We start from the raw sequence: 15,845 nt of genomic DNA on the forward strand, positions 1-15,845 counted from the left end.
GCTTCACCCGAACCCGGCTGCGCACCGAGGTGCTGCCGCTGCTGGAGGACGTCCTCGGCGGTCGGCGTTGTGCGGATCCTGCCAAGGGGTCAGCCCCAGCTCCGCGCACGCCGCGTGGGTGGCGGCGCGCCGGACCTCGAGCAACGGCCGGCACCACGGCGGGTCGTAGGGGCGCATCCCGGCGATCGAGCGCACTCCGGACCCGCGGCCCAGCCCCAGCAGCACCGTCTCGGCCTGGTCGTCGAGCGTGTGCCCCAACAGCACCGGGCCGGTGTGATAGGCGCTCAACGCGGCGTAGCGGGCCGCGCGCGCCGCCGCCTCGGGACCGCCCCGGTTGCCCACCTGCACCCGGACCACTTGAGCCCCAACGCATCCCAACGCGATGGCCTGCGCCCGGGCGGCCTCGGCGACCGCCGCCGAGTCGGATTGCAAGCCGTGGTCGACGATCACTGCCGTGGTGGGCCGCAGCTGAGCCGCCACCGCGGTCAGGGCCAGGGAATCGGGACCGCCGGACAGCGCCACGCACCACTGTTCGACGGTGGCGAGGTGGGTCTTGACGAACGCCTCGACAGCCGCGCGCAGCCGGCCTACAGCACCCGGTCGATCCACCGCTGGGGTTCTTCGATCTCGGTGGGCAGCGGCAGCGTGTCCGGGCCCGTCCAGATGGCGTTGAACCGGGCCATCCCCACCTGGCCGACCACGTGGTCGACGAACGCCTTGCCGCGGGTGTATTGGCTGAGCTTGGCGTCGAGGCCCAGCAGCGCGCGCAACAACCGCTGCAGCGGGGGCTGCTTGCGGTGGCGGCGCTCGTCGAACCGGCGGCGGATGGTGGCCACCGACGGCACCGCCATCGGCCCGACGGCATCCATGACGTGGTCGGCGTGGCCCTCCAGCAGGGTGCCCAGAACCAGCAGCTGGTCCAGCGCCTGCCGCTGCGGTTCGGACTGCACCGCGCGAACCAGCCCGAGAATGCCCGACGAGTTGGCGTCGGATTCCGGCGTTCCGGCGCCGCGGTTGCGGGCATAGTCGGCGAGTCGGCCGATCACCTGCCCCATGTCCTCACCGGCGTCGCGGGTCAGCAGGCCCAGCGCCTGCGACATGTAGTCGGGCAGCCACGGATTGGCGGTGAACTGCACGCGATGGGTCACCTCGTGGAGGCACACCCACAGCCGGAAATCGGACGGCTGAACCCGAAGCTGCCGCTCGACGGCGATGACGTTGGGATAGACCAGCAGCAGGCAGCCGGTTCTGGCCCCGTCGTTGGCGGCGAACGGGTCGTATTGGCCGAGAATGCCCGAGGACACGTAGGCCAGGACGGCGCCGGTCTGCGCGCCGGTGACGCGGCCGGTGAGAAACCCGTGCGGCTTCTCAGCGCCGTTCATCATGACCCGCATCGACTCGGTGGCCGCGGCGATCCAGTCCGGGCGGTCGACGATGCGCGCGGCCGGCACCGCGCCGTCGGTGACCAGCCCGGTGACGTCACGCACCAGCGGTTCGGCTTTGGTGGACGCGTTGGCGAGCTCGTCGATCACCTGGCGCCGGGTGTAGTCGCTGGACGGCGGACCCGGACGGGCCAGCCGCCGCCCGACGGTGGCCGCGAACCGCCAGTCGACGGCGGTACCCAGCGTCAGGTCCGACGACGGCGTCATGAGCACCCGCAGGACCACAACCGGGTGGCCAGGGCATCCATCACGTTGCGGCCGTTCGGGCCGGCGTTGTTGGAGACGAACGCGAAGGTGAGCACCCGGCCGCTGCGGTCGGTGAGCACCCCCGCCAGCGCGTTGATGGCGGTCAGCGAGCCGGTTTTGGCCCGCAACCAGCCCGCCGGGCCCTGCGTCGTGGAGGCGTCGGTGAAGCGATCGGCCAGCGTCCCGCTGCCGGCGGCGATCGGGAGCAGATCCAGCAGCGCCCGCAGCGACGGCTGGTCAGGTCCCGCGGCGGCCTGCAGGACGCCGTCGAGCGTCTTGGCCGTCAGCCGGTCGTCGACGGAGAGCCCACTGGAATCCAGCAGCGCCACACCCGCCGTGTCGACGTGCGCGGTGGTCAGTCGGTTGGTCACCGCGTCGGCGGCGCCGGCGAAGCTGCGCGGCCGGTTGATGGCGGCCGCCACCTCGCGGGCGATGCTTTCGGCCAGCACGTTGTCGGAGTGGTCCATCATCTCGGACAGCCGCTGGACCAGCGGCGCCGACTGCACGACCGCCAGCTGCCGGGCGCCGGACGGCGCGGTGGCGGTCGTCACCGCGTTGGGGTCCAGGCCCAGCGCCTTGGCCAGTTCGCGACCGGCGTCGAGGGCCGGGGTCCGGGTCCGCCGCGAGTTGACCGTCGACGGCTGGATGCGTCCGGCGTCGATCATCACCGACTCGATCGGCGCGATGTCGCCGTTGTCGACGTCGGCGAGGTCCCAGCCCTGCGCCATGGTCGGCCCGCTGAACGCGGAGGTGTCCACCTGCACCGAGGTCGGTGTCACGCCGCTGCGGCGGATCTGTTCGACGAGATCGGACAGGCGCGCCGACCCGCGGTACCACGTGTCCACGCCGGGCGGGGCCGCCGACAGCGCCGGGTCGCCCGCGCCCACCAGCACGACGGGGCCCTGCGCGTTTTGGCTTCCGGCCACCACGCGGGTACTGATCCGGGCCTGGCGGTCCAGCGTCAGCAAGGCCGCGGCCGCGGTGAGCACCTTGTTCGTCGACGCCGGCACCAGCGGCACGTCGTCGCCGATCTGCCACAGCTCTTTTCCGGTGATGGCGTCGGTGACGCGTCCGCCCAGCCGGCCCAGGTTGGGGTCGCCCGCCACCGGCGCCAGCATCGCGGCGACGCCGGGTCCGCTGGGTAGCTCGGCGGTGTCGCTCACCGGGACCATGCCCGGCTTCACCGTCGGCGCGTGCGGCGGTGGGATCGGGGCATGCGCGCTGTTGGCGCCGTGTCCGGTCGTGGTGAAGAACGTCGCCGCCGCCACCACGGCGACGACGAACGCCAGCACGCCCAACCCGATGAGCACTGGGGTGGATTTTTGCCAGCGAGTACGGGCCATCACTCTCCTGACTGTCTCCAACCCATTCTGCCGAATCGGCGGCGATGCGCTCGACTAGGGTGTAGCAGAGCAAAATTGGCCTGCCTAAAAGACAAGGAGTCGACGCGGTGGAATTCGACGTGACCATCGAGATCCAAAAGGGCCAGCGGAACAAGTACGAGGTCGACCACGAGACTGGACGGCTACGTCTGGACCGCTACCTGTACACCGCGATGGCCTACCCGACCGACTACGGCTTCATCGAGGACACCCTCGGCGAGGACGGCGACCCGCTGGACGCGATGGTGCTGTTGCCGCAGTCGGTGTTCCCCGGCGTCATCGTGGAGGCCCGTCCGGTGGGCATGTTCCGGATGACCGACGAAAAGGGCGGCGACGACAAGGTGCTGTGCGTGCCGGCCGGCGACCACCGCTGGGAGCACATCCAGGACATCGGCGACGTTCCGGAGTTCGAGCTGGACGTGATCAAGCACTTCTTCGTGCACTACAAGGACCTGGAACCGGGCAAGTTCGTCAAGGCCGCGGACTGGGTCGGCCGCGAAGAGGCCGAGGCGGAGATCCAGCGCTCGATCGAGCGGTTCAAGGCCGAAGGGCACTGAACCACACCGCCGCGTTGACGCTTTCGGCGTAATCGCGCCCGCGCCGCAGCGGGATTTTCGGTGGCATCCTGGCGATGTGACCCCGGTGCTGCATTTCGCGGCGAATTTCTGGTGGCTGGTTTTCCCGCTGGGCGGTGCGATCGGCGGCGGCCTTCGGGCCATCGGCGCGGCCAACGAGCGTCGAGCCGAGCGCCGGATGGAGCGCTACCGGTTGAAGCAGCAGGCCAAGATCGCGGTGGCCGAGGCATCCGGGCGGGGGCGGACCCACGAGGAAGCCGACCGCCGGGAACTCGCCAAGCTCGTTGCCGCGCATGACCGTACCGATGCCCGGTGGTTCGACTACGAGGTCGACATCGCGAAGCTGTTGGACTTCCCGCTGATGACCAACATGCGCGACCCGCTCACCATCGCGTTCCACAAGGCGAAGCGCCGCGCCGACCTGCTGCGGCCGGAACCGCCCGACGCCCTGGTGGGCGACCGGGATGCGCTGCTGGACTACCGCGATGCCGTCGACGAGTACCTCAGCGCGTTCGAGATCGCCGAGGCCGAGGCGATCCGGCGGCGGCGCAGCGACTTCTCGGCCGACGACCAGCAGCGGCTGGCGCGCGCCCAGAACCTGCTGCACCTGGCGAACGACGACGCGGCGACGCGCGAGGAGCGCCAGAACGCCTACGCGCGGGCGACCAAGGAGCTCGACGGTTTGATCGCGCTTCCCGCCCCCGCCCGGGCCGCCATCGAACAGCGCATCGCCGGGCAGATCGAGGCCTAGACCGCTTGGGCCCCGGCGCGGGCATCGCGGCGATTGCGCAGGATGCTCCAGCCCAGCGACGCCGCGATGAAGACCACGCCGACCGAGGCGGTGACGGCCTCGGGGACCTCGAACTTGGGCTCGATGGAGGCCAGCATGATCACGGCCAGCGCCCCGATTGCCCAGTGCGCCCCGTGTTCCAGGTAGACGTAGCGGCCCAAGGCCTCCTGGTGGACCAGATAGATGGTGATCGACCGGACGAACATCGAGCCGACCAGCCCCAGCCCCAGCGCGATGATGATCGGGTCGGAGGTGATGGCGAACGCGCCGGTGACGCCGTCGAAGGAGAAGGCGGCGTCGAGGACCTCGAGGTAACCGAACAGGGCCAGGCCGGCCCAGCGCGTCGCCGCGCCGGCCGTGCCGGCTTCGGTGTCGGTGTCGGCCGGCCGGAATGCCCGGCTCAATCCGTTGACCACCAGATAGGTCACCATGCCCAACAGTCCGGCGGTCAGCACCGTGGCCGCCTCGTCGCCCGAGTGCGTCAATTGCGTGCCCACCAGCACCAGCGCCAGCGCGGCCACCACCAGCGATACCTGCCCCAGCCGGCCGATGCGCGCGAAGGGGATCTCAATCCATTTGAGCCACTTGATGTCTCGGTCATAGAAGACGAAATCCAGGAACAGCATCAACAGGAAGATGCCGCCGAACGCGGCGATCTGGGGGTGCGCGGCGATGACGAGCTTCTCGTAGCTGGGCGAGCCGTCCGGAAACTCGAGCGCGCCGTGCGGCGGCGGATGCAGCGCCAGCCCCATCGCGCGCACCGGTTCGAGCCCCGCGGTCACCCAGACGATGAGCAGCGGGAAGAGCAGTCGCATGCCGAACACCGCGACGAGGATTCCGATCGTCAGGAACATCCGCTGCCAGAAGCGGCTCATCCGCTTCAGGATCGAGGCGTTGATGATGGCGTTGTCGAACGACAGCGACACCTCGAGGGCGGCCAGCACCAGCAGCAGATAGAGACCTTTGAAGCCGCCGTAGGCGTATCCGAGGCACAGGGCCGCCGCGGTGACCACCAGCGAGATCCCGAAGGTGCGCAAAGCGGACATGGATCCTTTCCGACAGCCGATCACACTAGCGAACCGGATCGCCGCGAGGGGAGATCGCTGCGGGCCGCATAGAATTTTCAAATTGTGGCGAAACATCGGGGCAGTCGGCCGAAAGCGCCACGGGCCCGATGACCGAGATCAGCGCCTCGCAGGGGCCGGTGGCGCGCGGCAGCATGGCCCGGGTCGGCACCGCCACCGCCATGACGGCGCTGTGCGGTTACGCGGTGATCTACCTGGCCGCTCGTGACCTGGCGCCGAGCGGGTTCTCGATATTCGGCGTGTTCTGGGGGGCTTTCGGACTGGTCACCGGCGCGGCCAACGGCCTGCTGCAGGAAACCACCCGGGAAGTCCGCTCGACCCCCTACATCAGCAACCTGGCCGCCCTGCCGGCGACGGGCGAGCCCCGCACCCACCCGATGCGCGTCGCGATGCTGGTCGGGATTGCCGCGGCCGTCCTGATCGCCGGCAGCTCCCCGCTGTGGAGCGGGCGGGTGTTCGTCGAGTCGCGGCTGCTGTCGGTGGCGCTGCTGAGCGTCGGGCTGGCGGGGTTCTGCGTGCACGCCACCCTGCTGGGCATGCTGGCCGGCACCAACCAGTGGACCCGGTACGGCGCGCTGATGGTGACCGACGCCGTCATCCGGGTGCTGGTGGCCGCGGCCACTGTGGCGCTGGGCTGGCGACTGGTCGGCTTCCTGTGGGCGACGGTGGCGGGCGCGGTCGCCTGGCTGCTCCTGCTGGTGGCCTCGCCGGCCACCAGGGCCACCGCCCGCCTGTTGACCCCGGGCGGCACCGCGACCTTCCTACGGGGCGCGGCGCATTCGATCACCGCGGCCGGCGCCAGCGCCATCCTGGTGATGGGATTTCCGGTGCTGCTGAAGCTGACCAGCGCCGAGCTCGGCGCGCAGGGCGGGGTGATCATCCTGGCCGTCACGCTGACCCGCGCGCCGCTACTGGTGCCGCTGACGGCCATGCAGGGCAACCTGATTGCCCATTTCGTCGACGAGCGCAGCGACCGGATTCGCGCGCTGCTGGGCCCGGCGGGGATCGTCGGGGCGATCGGCGCGGTCGGGGTGGTGGCCGCGGGCGTGGTGGGCCCGTGGCTGTTGCGGGTCGCGTTCGGGGCGCAGTACCACGCCAGCAGCGCCCTGCTGGCGTGGCTGACCGCGGCCGCGGTGGCGATCGCCATGCTGACGCTGACCGGGGCGGCGGCGGTGGCCGCCGCGCTGCACCGCGCCTACTCGCTGGGTTGGGTGAGCGCCACGGTCGCGTCGGGCCTGCTGCTGTTGCTGCCGCTGTCCCTGCAGACCCGGACCGTGGTCGGGCTGCTGTGCGGCCCGGTGGTGGGGATCGGCGTCCATCTGCTGGCGCTGTCGCGCGCCGCGCGCTCTACCGGCTGATATGACCTGCACCAGCGTGTACCTTGTGGGCTTAGATGGGTACTGAAACGCATTATTCGGTCGTCTGGGTCGTCATTCCCGCCTTCAACGAAGCAGCTGTCATCGGCGAGGTGGTCGCCGATGTGCGCTCCGTGTTCAACCATGTCGTCTGCGTGGACGACGGCAGCGCCGACGACACCGGTGAGATCGCGCTGCGGGCCGGCGCCCACCTGGTGCGGCATCCGATCAACCTCGGGCAGGGCGCCGCCATCCAGACCGGCGTCGAGTACGCCCGCAGGCAGCCGGGGGCCCAGATCTTCGCCACCTTCGACGCCGACGGCCAGCACCGCGTCAAGGACCTGGCGACCATGGTCGACCGGTTGCGAGCCGGCGACGTGGACGTCGTCATCGGCACCCGGTTCGGCACGCAGCAAGGCGCCAGGCCGCCGTTCGTCAAGCGGATCGTGTTGCAGACCGCCGCGCGGTTGAGCCGCCGCGGCCGCCGACTTGGCCTGACGGACACCAACAATGGGCTGCGGGTGTTCAACAAGAAGGTCGCCGACGGCCTGGATATCACCATGAGTGGCATGAGCCACGCCAACGAATTCATCATGCTGATCGACGAAAACCATTGGCGCGTCGCCGAAGAGCCGATCGAGGTGCTCTACACCGAGTACTCGAGGTCGAAGGGACAACCCCTGCTCAACGGCGTCAACATCATTTTCGACGGATTCCTGCGAGGGAGGACTCCATGAACTGGATCCAGGTGCTGCTGATCGGGGCGATCGTTGCGCTGCTGGTGTATCTGCTGCGGTCGCGCCGCAATTCGCGGTCGAAGGCGTGGGTCAAGGTCGGCTACGTCGTGTTCGTGCTGGCCGGCATCTACGCCGTGCTGCGACCCGACGACACCACGGTGGTGGCGCACTGGTTCGGGGTGCGGCGCGGCACCGACCTGATGCTGTACGCGCTGATCATGGCGTTCTGCTTCACCACGCTCAGCACCTACATGCGGTTCAAGGACTTGGAGCTGCGCTACGCGCGGCTGGCCCGGGCGGTGGCGATGGACTCCGCGCAGGCGCCCGAGGCGGGCTAGTCGGCCTGCGCCTGCCGGAAGAACTCCACCGTGCGGGCCACTCCGTCGGATAGCTCAACCTTCGGTTTCCAGCCCAAAACGTCTGCGGCCGAACCGATGTCGAGGCAGGACCGCTTGAGGTCGCCGAGCCGCGGCGGGGCGAACTCCGGATCGTCGGGTCCCCCGACAGCGGCCGCCACCGCCGAATGCAATTGGCGGTCCGAGGTTTCGACGCCGGTGCCGATGTTGAAGCGCTGCCCGCCGCCGGCGTCCCCGGACGCCCTGACGAAGGCGTCCACGACGTCGTCGACGAACACGTAGTCGCGGGTGTTGCTGCCGTCCCCGAAGACCTTGGTGGGCTTACCCGAGAGCAGCGCCTGGGCGAAGATCGCCACCACGCCGGCCTCGCCGTGCGGATCCTGGCGGGGGCCATAGACATTCGCCGGGGCGATGTGTGAGCAGTCCAGGCCGTAGAGGTGTCGGAAGGTGTTCAGGTAGATCTCGCCCGCCACCTTCCCGGCGGCATAAGGCGAAGCAGGATCAGTGGGGGCGTCCTCACTGGTGGGGTACCGCGGCGGGGTGCCGTAGATGGATCCGCCCGAAGAGGTGTGCACGATCTTGCGGACCTGAGCCCGGCGGGCCGCCTCGGCCAGGCGCACCGTGCCGATGACGTTGACCGAGGCGTCGAACTGCGGGTCGGCCACCGAGTGCCGCACATCGATCTGGGCCGCCAGGTGGAACACCACCTCCGGGCGGTGCTCGTCGAGGATGGCCTCCAGGTCGGCGGTGACGATGTCGGCCTCGACGAAGACGTGAGCCGGATTGTCGGCCAGGTGCTCGAGGTTGGTCGCGCGGCCGGAGGCGAAGTTGTCCAGCCCCACCACCGCATGACCGTCGGCTAACAGACGGTCGACTAGCGTCGAGCCGATGAATCCGGCCGCCCCGGTAACCAGTGCACGCACCGGCCCACCATACATAGCGATCGCGGCCGCCGCGCTCATCGCGGTGCAGCTGGCGGTGCGCGCGGTGCTGGCGTTCGGCGGCTACTTCTACTGGGACGACCTGATCCTCATCGGCAAGGCCGGCACCCACAACCTGCTCGCGCCGTCATATCTGTTCGACGACCACGACGGGCACGTCATGCCCGGGGCATTTCTGGTCGCGGGCACCATCATCCGGCTGGCGCCGCTGAACTGGACCTGGCCGGCGGTCAGCCTGCTGGTGCTGCAACTGCTGGCGTCGCTGGCGTTGTTGCGCGCGCTGTACGTCATCCTGGGCTGGCGGCCGGTGCTGCTGATCCCGTTCACGTTCGCGTTGTTCACGCCGTTGGCGGTGCCCGGATTCGCGTGGTGGGCGGCGGCGCTGAACTCGCTGCCGATGCTGGCCGCGCTGGCCTGGGTATGCGCCGATGCCATCCTGCTGGTGCGCACCGGCAAACAGCGGTACGCCGTGACCGGGGTGCTGGTCTACTTCGGCGGGCTGCTGTTCTTCGAGAAGGCCGCGGTGATCCCGTTCGTCGCGTTCGCGGTGACCGCGCTGCTGTGTCATGTCACCGGCGATCGGACGCTGGCGTCGGCGCTGGCGACGGTGTGGCGGGCCGGCCTGCGGTTGTGGATCGCCGCGCTGGCCCTCACCGCGGCCTGGATCGCGCTGTACCTGGCGGTGGTCAACCAGCAGCGGTGGAGTTCGGACCTGTCGATGACGGGGCAGCTGCTGATGCGCTCGATCACGCACGGCGTCGTGCCGGGGTTCGCCGGCGGGCCGTGGCACTGGGACCGGTGGGCGCCGGCGTCGCCCTGGGCGACGCCCCCGCCGTCGGTGATGGCGCTGGGCTGGCTGGTGCTGGCCGCAATCCTGGCGGTGTCGCTGGTGCGCAAGGAGCGCATCGGGCCGGTGTGGCTGATCGCCGTCGGCTACACCGTCGCCTGCCAGGTGCCGATCTACCTGATGCGGTCGTCGAGGCAGACCGCGCTGGAACTCGCGCAGACGCTGCGCTACCTGCCGGATCTGGTGGTGGTGCTGGCGCTGCTGGCCGCCGTGGCGTTGTGTGCCCCCACCCGGCAGGCCGGGCCGCGCTTGCTGGACGCCTCGCCGAAACGCACCGCGGCGGTCGCGGCTTTGGCGGTGTTGTTCGCGGCCAGCAGCCTGTACTCGACGGCGACCTTCCTGACCAGCTGGCGCGACAACCCCGCGCAGCCGTATCTGCGCAACGCCCGGGCTTCTCTGGCCGCGGCCCACGCCGCCTCGGACCCGCCACTGCTGGACCAGGAGGTCGATCCGTTGGTGCTGCAGCGGGTGGCCGCACCGGAGAATCTGGCCAGCCACCTGTTCGCGCTGCTGCGGGATAGGCCCGAATTCGCGCCCGCGACAACGCAATTGCGCATGTTCGACAGGTCGGGCCGGCTGATCAACGCGCGAGTCACCTGGGTGCGGACCATCGTGCCCGGGCCGATGCCGCAGTGCGGCTACTTCGCCCAGCCGGACAAGCCGGCCCGCCTGGTCCTCGACGGCCCGCTGCTACCCGCCGACTGGACCGTCGAACTGAACTACCTCGCCAACAGCGACGGCTCGATGACGTTGAAGATGACGCAGGGTCCCGAGGTCAAGGTGCCGCTGCACCCCGGACTCAACCGGGTCTTCGCCCGGCTGCCGGGCGCCGGTGACGCGATCACCGTGCGCGCCAACACCACCGCGCTGGCGTTGTGCATCGCGTCGGGCCCGGTGGGCTTCGTGGCGCCTGCTTGAAGCTATGGAGCCGCCTGGGGGAATCGAACCCCCGACCTATTCATTACGAGTGAATCGCTCTACCGACTGAGCTAAGGCGGCATACCCGCACGCCGGGCGGCACGAGTCTACGGCAGGCGGGCTGGCACCACGAAATCAGTCGCGCAGTTCCTGGCCGATGGTGGCGACCATGGCGTCGACGGCGAACTTGGGCTTGACGTTGATCGCCAGTGCCTCGCGACATTCGAGCACCGCTTCGATGCAGCGCAGCAGCCGCGCGGGTGGGGCGTGCGCGGCCAGCGCCGCGACCTTCTCGGCCATATCGGGATGGTTGGCCCGCACCGCCCCGGCGTTGCCGGAGGTCATCAGCGCGTCCCGGAAATAGGTCGCCAGGTCGATCAGCGCGCGGTCCAGGGCGTCGCGCGAGGCGCGGGTCTGCCGCGACTTCTGCCGTCGCTCAAGGTCCTTCATCGCCCCGGCCGCGCCGCGCATCGCGCCCGCAGTGCCCTTGCCGGTGCCGCCGGCGCCCAGGGCGGTGCGCAGCTCCTCGGTCTCGGCCTCGGCGCGGTCCGCGGTCAGCACGATGGCCTCGGCCTCGGCCGCGGCCACCAGCTCTTCGGCGGCGGCGTAGGCCCGCGACGGGGTTGCGGCGTCGCGCACCAGCGACAACGACCGCTCCCGGCGCTCCCTGGCCTCGGGGTCGGTGGCCAGCCGGCGCGCCCGCCCCACGTGGCCGCCGCTGACCGACGCCGCCCAGCTCGCCGTGTCCGGGCTCAGGCCGTCGCTGTCGACCAGGACGTGCGCGATCGCCTCGGTCGACGGCGTCACCAGCGCCACATGCCGGCACCGGGAACGCAGGGTGATGGCGATGTCCTCGGGGTCCACCGATGGCGCGCACAGCAGGAACACCGTCGACGGCGGCGGTTCCTCGACCACCTTCAGCAGGGCGTTGGCGGCGCCCTCGGTCAGGCGGTCGGCGTCTTCGATCACCACGATCTGCCAGTGCCCGGTGGCGGGGCGTCGCGACGCGATCTGCACGATCGACCGCATCTCGTCGACGCCGATGGACAGGCCTTCGGGAATCACCCGCCGCACGTCGGCGTGGGTGCCGGCCATGGTCGTCGTGCACGCGTGGCAGCGCCCGCAGCCCGGCTCCCCGTCTGACGTGCACTGCAGCGCGGCGGCGAAGCACAACGCCGCCACCGACCGCCCCGAACCCGGCGGACCGGTGATCAGCCAGGCATGTGTCATAGTCCCGGCGCCCGCGCCACTGTGGCCTGAGTCACCGCGCGCGGCTCTGGCGGCGGACAGCAGCTCGGCCGTCACCGCGTCCTGGCCTACCAGCCGCGTAAACACCCCGGACATCATCGGTAACAGTAGTGGCGGTGCCGACAGATACCGAACGGCCACCGTACCGCGACCATTCCGTTATCTTCGGCGTCGGCGAGGGTACCCGGACGACCTGCCGAGATCTCTATTAAGTTTCCGGGAGGTCGGCGGTGACCGATACGGTGGGTTAGTGACAACGGCGGCGGCACTACCGGGGCGGATCAGCGCATTCGTCCGCTGGGTGATGCGCACGCCGTGGCCGCTGTTCTCGCTCAGCATGCTGCAGGCCGACATCATCGGCGCCCTGTTCGTGCTCGGCTTCCTGCGCTACGCGCTGCCGCCCGAGGACCGCATCCAGTTGCAGGATCTGCCGGTCCTGAACCTGGCGATCTTCGCCACCGCACTGGTGGTCGTCTTCCTCACCGGATTGGCCGTGACGCTGCGGCTGCTGATGCCGGTGTTCCGGTGGCAGCGCCGCGACAACATGCTCGCCGAGGCGGACCCGGCGGCCACCGAACTGGCCCGCAGCCGCGCGCTGCGAATGCCGTTCTACCGCACCCTGATCAGCATCGTGGCCTGGGCCATCGGCAGCGTGGTGTTCATCATCGCCAGCTGGTCGGTGGCCCGGTTCGCCGCGCCCGTGGTGGCGGTGTCCACCGGGCTCGGCGCCGCGGCCACCTCGATCATCGGCTACCTGCAGTCCGAGCGGGTGCTGCGGCCCGTGGCGGTGGCCGCCCTGCGCAGCGGGGTGCCCGAGAACGTCAAGGCGCCCGGCGTCATCCTGCGACAGATCCTGACCTGGATGCTGTCCACCGCCGTGCCGGTGCTGGCGATCGTGCTGGCGGTGGTCGCCGACAAGATCTCGCTGCTGCACGCCACGCCGGAGAAGCTGTTCACCCCCATCCTGTTGCTGGCGGTGGCGGCGCTGGGCATCGGACTGGTCAGCACGCTGCTGGTGGCCATGTCGATCGCCGACCCGCTGCGCCAGCTGCGCTGGGCGCTGTCGGAGGTGCAGCGCGGAAACTACAACGCGCACATGCAGATCTACGACGCCAGCGAGCTCGGCCTGCTGCAGGCCGGCTTCAACGACATGGTGCGCGACCTGTCCGAGCGGCAGCGGCTGCGTGACCTGTTCGGCCGCTACGTCGGCGAGGACGTGGCCCGCCGGGCGCTGGAGCGCGGCACCGAGCTGGGCGGCCAGGAGCGCGATGTCGCGGTGCTGTTCGTGGACCTGGTCGGCTCCACCCAGCTGGCCTCGACCCGGCCGCCCGCCGAGGTCGTCCACCTGCTCAACGAGTTCTTCCGGGTGGTCGTGGAAACCGTTGGCAAGCATGGTGGTTTCGTCAACAAGTTCCAGGGTGACGCCGCACTGGCCATCTTCGGCGCGCCGATCGAACACCCCGACTCACCCGGCGGCGCGCTGGCCGCGGCCCGGGAATTGCACGACGCGCTGCTGCCGGTGATCGGTTCGGCGGAGTTCGGCATCGGGGTGTCATCCGGGCGGGCCATCGCCGGTCACATCGGCGCGCAGGCCCGCTTCGAGTACACGGTGATCGGCGACCCGGTCAACGAGGCGGCCCGGCTGACCGAACTCGCCAAGCTCGAGTCCGGTCACGTGCTCGCGTCGGCCATCGCGGTCAGCGGGGCGCTGGACGCCGAGGCCCTGTGCTGGGACGTCGGCGAGGTGGTCGAGCTGCGCGGCCGTCGGGCGCCCACCCAACTGGCGCGCCCGGTGCACCTGGCCGGAACGTCCGACTCGGAGCCCACTCACGCTCGCGCCGAAGAGATGTCCGGCGAGGCCATCGGCCCGGGCTACTGATCAACTGCGCTTTGCGGCCTTTTTGGCCGCGGCCTTCTTGGCGGGGGCCTTGCGGGCGGCCTTCTTGGCGGGACGCTTCGCCGGACCACGAGCCCGACGATCGGCCAGCAGTTCCGCGGCGCGCTCGTCGGTGATCGAGGCGACGTCGTCGCCCTTGCGCAGGCTGGCGTTGGTCTCGCCGTCGGTGACGTACGGACCGAACCGGCCGTCCTTGATCACCATCGGCTTGCCCGTCGCCGGATCGGCACCCAGCTCACGAAGCGGCGGCGCGGCCGCGCCCTGCCTGCCACGGCGTTTGGGCTCGGCGTAGATCTTCAGCGCTTCCTCGAGGGTGATGTCGAACATCTGCTCCTCGGTCGCCAGCGATCGAGAATCGGTGCCGCGCTTGAGGTATGGGCCGTAGCGGCCGTTCTGCGCGGTGATCTCCTCATTGGAGGCGGGGTCGACACCGACCACCCGGGGCAGTGAGAGCAGCCGTAGCGCGTCCTCGAGCGTGACCGTCTGCAAGTCCATGGTGCGCAGCAGCGATCCGGTGCGCGGCTTGGGACCGGTGGGCTTCTTGCCCTTCTTCGCCGGCGCGGCGCTGCCGTCGTCGTCGCCGGGCGGCGGCTCGGGCAGCACCTCGGAAACGTATGGCCCGTAACGGCCATCCTTGGCGACGATCTCGTGACCCGTCGCCGGGTCCACGCCCAGCACGCGGCCCTCCTGCGGCGTCGCGAACAGCTGCTCGGCCACCTCCAGCGTCAGCTCGTCGGGCGTCAGCGAGTCGTTGAGGTTGGCCCGCTGCGGCTTGGGCTCGCCGTCGTCGCCGGTCACCATGCGCTCCAGGTACGGCCCGTTCTTGCCCACCCGGACGTAGACCGGCCGGCCCTGCTCGTCGTCAAAGAGCCTGATGGAGTTGACTTCTCGAGCGTCGATGCCTTCCAGGTTGACGCCGACGAGTTTCTTCAGACCACCGGAGCGGGCCACCGAGTCGGCCACCCCGTGCTCGCCGCCGAAGTAGAAATTGTTGAGCCAGTCGGTGCGTCGTTCCTGTCCCGAGGCGATGGCGTCGAGCTCGTCTTCCATCGCGGCGGTGAAGTCGTAGTCGACCAGGCGGCCGAAATGCTGTTCCAGCAAACCGGTTACGGCGAACGCCACCCAGGACGGCACCAGCGCGCTGCCCTTCTTGTGCACGTAGCCGCGGTCCTGGATGGTCTTGATGATCGACGAGTACGTCGACGGGCGGCCGATGCCCAGCTCTTCGAGCGCCTTGACCAGTGACGCCTCGGTGTAGCGTGCCGGCGGGTTGGTGGCGTGGCCGTCGGGGGTGAGTTCGATCGCGTCCAGCCGCTGGCCCTGGGTCAGCTGCGGCAGCCGGCTCTCGGCGTCGTCGGCCTCGCCGCCGGCCAATTCGTCCACCGTCTCCACGTAGGCCTTCAGGAAGCCCGCGAACGTGATGGTGCGGCCGCTGGCCGAGAATACGACTTCTCTTTGGGCGCCGGCCGCCGTTGATTGGCCGTTGATCCGCAGGCTCAGGGTGGTGCCGCGGGCGTCGGCCATCTGCGAGGCCACCGTGCGCTGCCAGATCAGCTCGTAGATGCGGAACTCGTCGCCGTCGAGTTCGCGGCGCACCGCGTCCGGGGTCGCGAACGTCTCACCCGCGGGGCGGATGGCCTCGTGGGCCTCCTGGGCGTTCTTGACCTTGCGGGTGTACTGCCGCGGCGACGGCGACACGTATTCGGCGCCGTAGAGCTGGCGGGCTTGGGTGCGCGCGGCGTTGATCGCCGACTCCGACAGCGTGGTGGAGTCGGTACGCATATAGGTGATGTAGCCGTTCTCGTACAGCCGCTGGGCGATGCTCATCGTGCGCTCGGAGGAGAACCGCAACTTGCGGCCGGCTTCCTGCTGCAGCGTCGAGGTCATGAACGGCGCGTAGGGGCGCCGGGTGTAGGGCTTTTCCTCCACCGACGCGACGTTGAGCTGGGCGCCGCGCAGGCCCGCCGCCAGCTGCGTCGCGCTCGCCTCGTCGAGAACGGTGACCTCGTTGGCCTTGCGCAGCTGC

The 15,845-nt window shown here is 70.1% G+C and carries 13 protein-coding genes, 1 tRNA gene and 1 pseudogene; 7 read left to right on the forward strand and 8 right to left on the reverse strand.

Annotated features, from left to right (window positions below; all coding sequences use genetic code 11):
* Positions 1–54: 54 nt before the first annotated feature.
* The 3 genes and pseudogenes from tilS to dacB form a co-directional block, all read right to left on the reverse strand.
* Positions 55–609: pseudogene (tilS, locus tag A5708_RS22390) on the reverse strand (tRNA lysidine(34) synthetase TilS); the annotation flags it as partial.
* A complete protein-coding gene (locus A5708_RS22395; protein ID WP_065030735.1) occupies positions 588–1,649 on the reverse strand; it encodes a zinc-dependent metalloprotease in 1,062 nt (353 codons plus the stop codon). The gene A5708_RS22395 and the pseudogene tilS, both read right to left, overlap by 22 nt.
* A complete protein-coding gene (gene dacB / locus A5708_RS22400; protein WP_155766138.1) occupies positions 1,646–3,031 on the reverse strand; it encodes a D-alanyl-D-alanine carboxypeptidase/D-alanyl-D-alanine-endopeptidase in 1,386 nt (461 codons plus the stop codon). Before dacB ends, A5708_RS22395 begins: the two co-directional genes overlap by 4 nt.
* Positions 3,032–3,138: 107 nt before the next feature.
* Between dacB and A5708_RS22405 the strand changes: the two genes are divergently transcribed.
* Together A5708_RS22405 and A5708_RS22410 are read left to right on the forward strand one after the other, a co-directional pair.
* Positions 3,139–3,627, forward strand: a complete 489-nt coding sequence (locus A5708_RS22405) for an inorganic diphosphatase (protein WP_065030725.1) — start codon at positions 3,139–3,141, stop codon at positions 3,625–3,627.
* 76 nt (positions 3,628–3,703) lie between these two features.
* Complete coding sequence (locus tag A5708_RS22410; RefSeq protein WP_065030726.1) at positions 3,704–4,396, forward strand: hypothetical protein; 693 nt, start codon at positions 3,704–3,706, stop codon at positions 4,394–4,396.
* Here the strand turns inward: A5708_RS22410 and A5708_RS22415 are convergent.
* On the reverse strand, positions 4,393–5,481 hold the full coding sequence (locus A5708_RS22415; protein WP_065030727.1) for a DUF475 domain-containing protein: 1,089 nt from the start codon (positions 5,479–5,481) through the stop codon (positions 4,393–4,395). The genes A5708_RS22410 and A5708_RS22415 overlap by 4 nt on opposite strands.
* A 128-nt stretch (positions 5,482–5,609) precedes the next feature.
* On the opposite strand from A5708_RS22415, the gene A5708_RS22420 reads away from it, so the two are divergent.
* From A5708_RS22420 to A5708_RS22430, 3 genes are read left to right on the forward strand one after another with little or no spacing between them, the layout of a single operon-like run.
* Positions 5,610–6,878: a hypothetical protein gene (locus A5708_RS22420; protein ID WP_065030728.1), complete on the forward strand. Its 1,269-nt coding sequence runs from the start codon at positions 5,610–5,612 to the stop codon at positions 6,876–6,878.
* Positions 6,879–6,913: 35 nt separating this feature from the next.
* Positions 6,914–7,612: a glycosyltransferase family 2 protein gene (locus A5708_RS22425; protein ID WP_065030729.1), complete on the forward strand. Its 699-nt coding sequence runs from the start codon at positions 6,914–6,916 to the stop codon at positions 7,610–7,612.
* The gene (locus A5708_RS22430) at positions 7,609–7,950 is read left to right on the forward strand and encodes a DUF2304 domain-containing protein (RefSeq protein WP_065030730.1); all 342 of its coding nucleotides are present in this window, start codon (positions 7,609–7,611) and stop codon (positions 7,948–7,950) included. Before A5708_RS22425 ends, A5708_RS22430 begins: the two co-directional genes overlap by 4 nt.
* On the opposite strand, the gene A5708_RS22435 is transcribed toward A5708_RS22430, so the two are convergent.
* Entirely contained in the window at positions 7,947–8,891 is a 945-nt protein-coding gene (locus A5708_RS22435) for an NAD-dependent epimerase/dehydratase family protein (RefSeq protein ID WP_155766139.1), read from the reverse strand. The genes A5708_RS22430 and A5708_RS22435 overlap by 4 nt on opposite strands.
* Here A5708_RS22435 and A5708_RS22440 point away from each other — a divergent pair.
* Positions 8,857–10,674, forward strand: a complete 1,818-nt coding sequence (locus A5708_RS22440; RefSeq protein ID WP_155766140.1) for a hypothetical protein — start codon at positions 8,857–8,859, stop codon at positions 10,672–10,674. The two genes, A5708_RS22435 and A5708_RS22440, sit on opposite strands and share 35 nt — an antisense overlap.
* A 5-nt stretch (positions 10,675–10,679) precedes the next feature.
* On the opposite strand, the gene A5708_RS22445 is transcribed toward A5708_RS22440, so the two are convergent.
* Positions 10,680–10,755: transfer RNA gene (locus A5708_RS22445), tRNA-Thr, on the reverse strand.
* 54 nt (positions 10,756–10,809) lie between these two features.
* Positions 10,810–12,018: a DNA polymerase III subunit delta' gene (locus A5708_RS22450; protein WP_155766141.1), complete on the reverse strand. Its 1,209-nt coding sequence runs from the start codon at positions 12,016–12,018 to the stop codon at positions 10,810–10,812.
* A 154-nt stretch (positions 12,019–12,172) separates the two neighbouring features.
* Between A5708_RS22450 and A5708_RS22455 the strand changes: the two genes are divergently transcribed.
* Positions 12,173–13,801 carry an adenylate/guanylate cyclase domain-containing protein gene (locus A5708_RS22455; protein WP_155766142.1) on the forward strand — a complete coding sequence of 543 codons (1,629 nt, stop codon included), beginning with the start codon at positions 12,173–12,175 and terminating at the stop codon, positions 13,799–13,801.
* Here the strand turns inward: A5708_RS22455 and topA are convergent.
* Positions 13,802–15,845, reverse strand: a 2,044-nt coding sequence (gene topA, locus A5708_RS22460) for a type I DNA topoisomerase (protein WP_065030734.1), incomplete at its 5' end; no start/stop codon positions are given. It lies immediately after the preceding gene.

This window comes from Mycobacterium colombiense, assembly GCF_001672755.1.
In the GTDB taxonomy this organism is placed as follows: Bacteria; Actinomycetota; Actinomycetes; order Mycobacteriales; family Mycobacteriaceae; genus Mycobacterium; species Mycobacterium colombiense_C.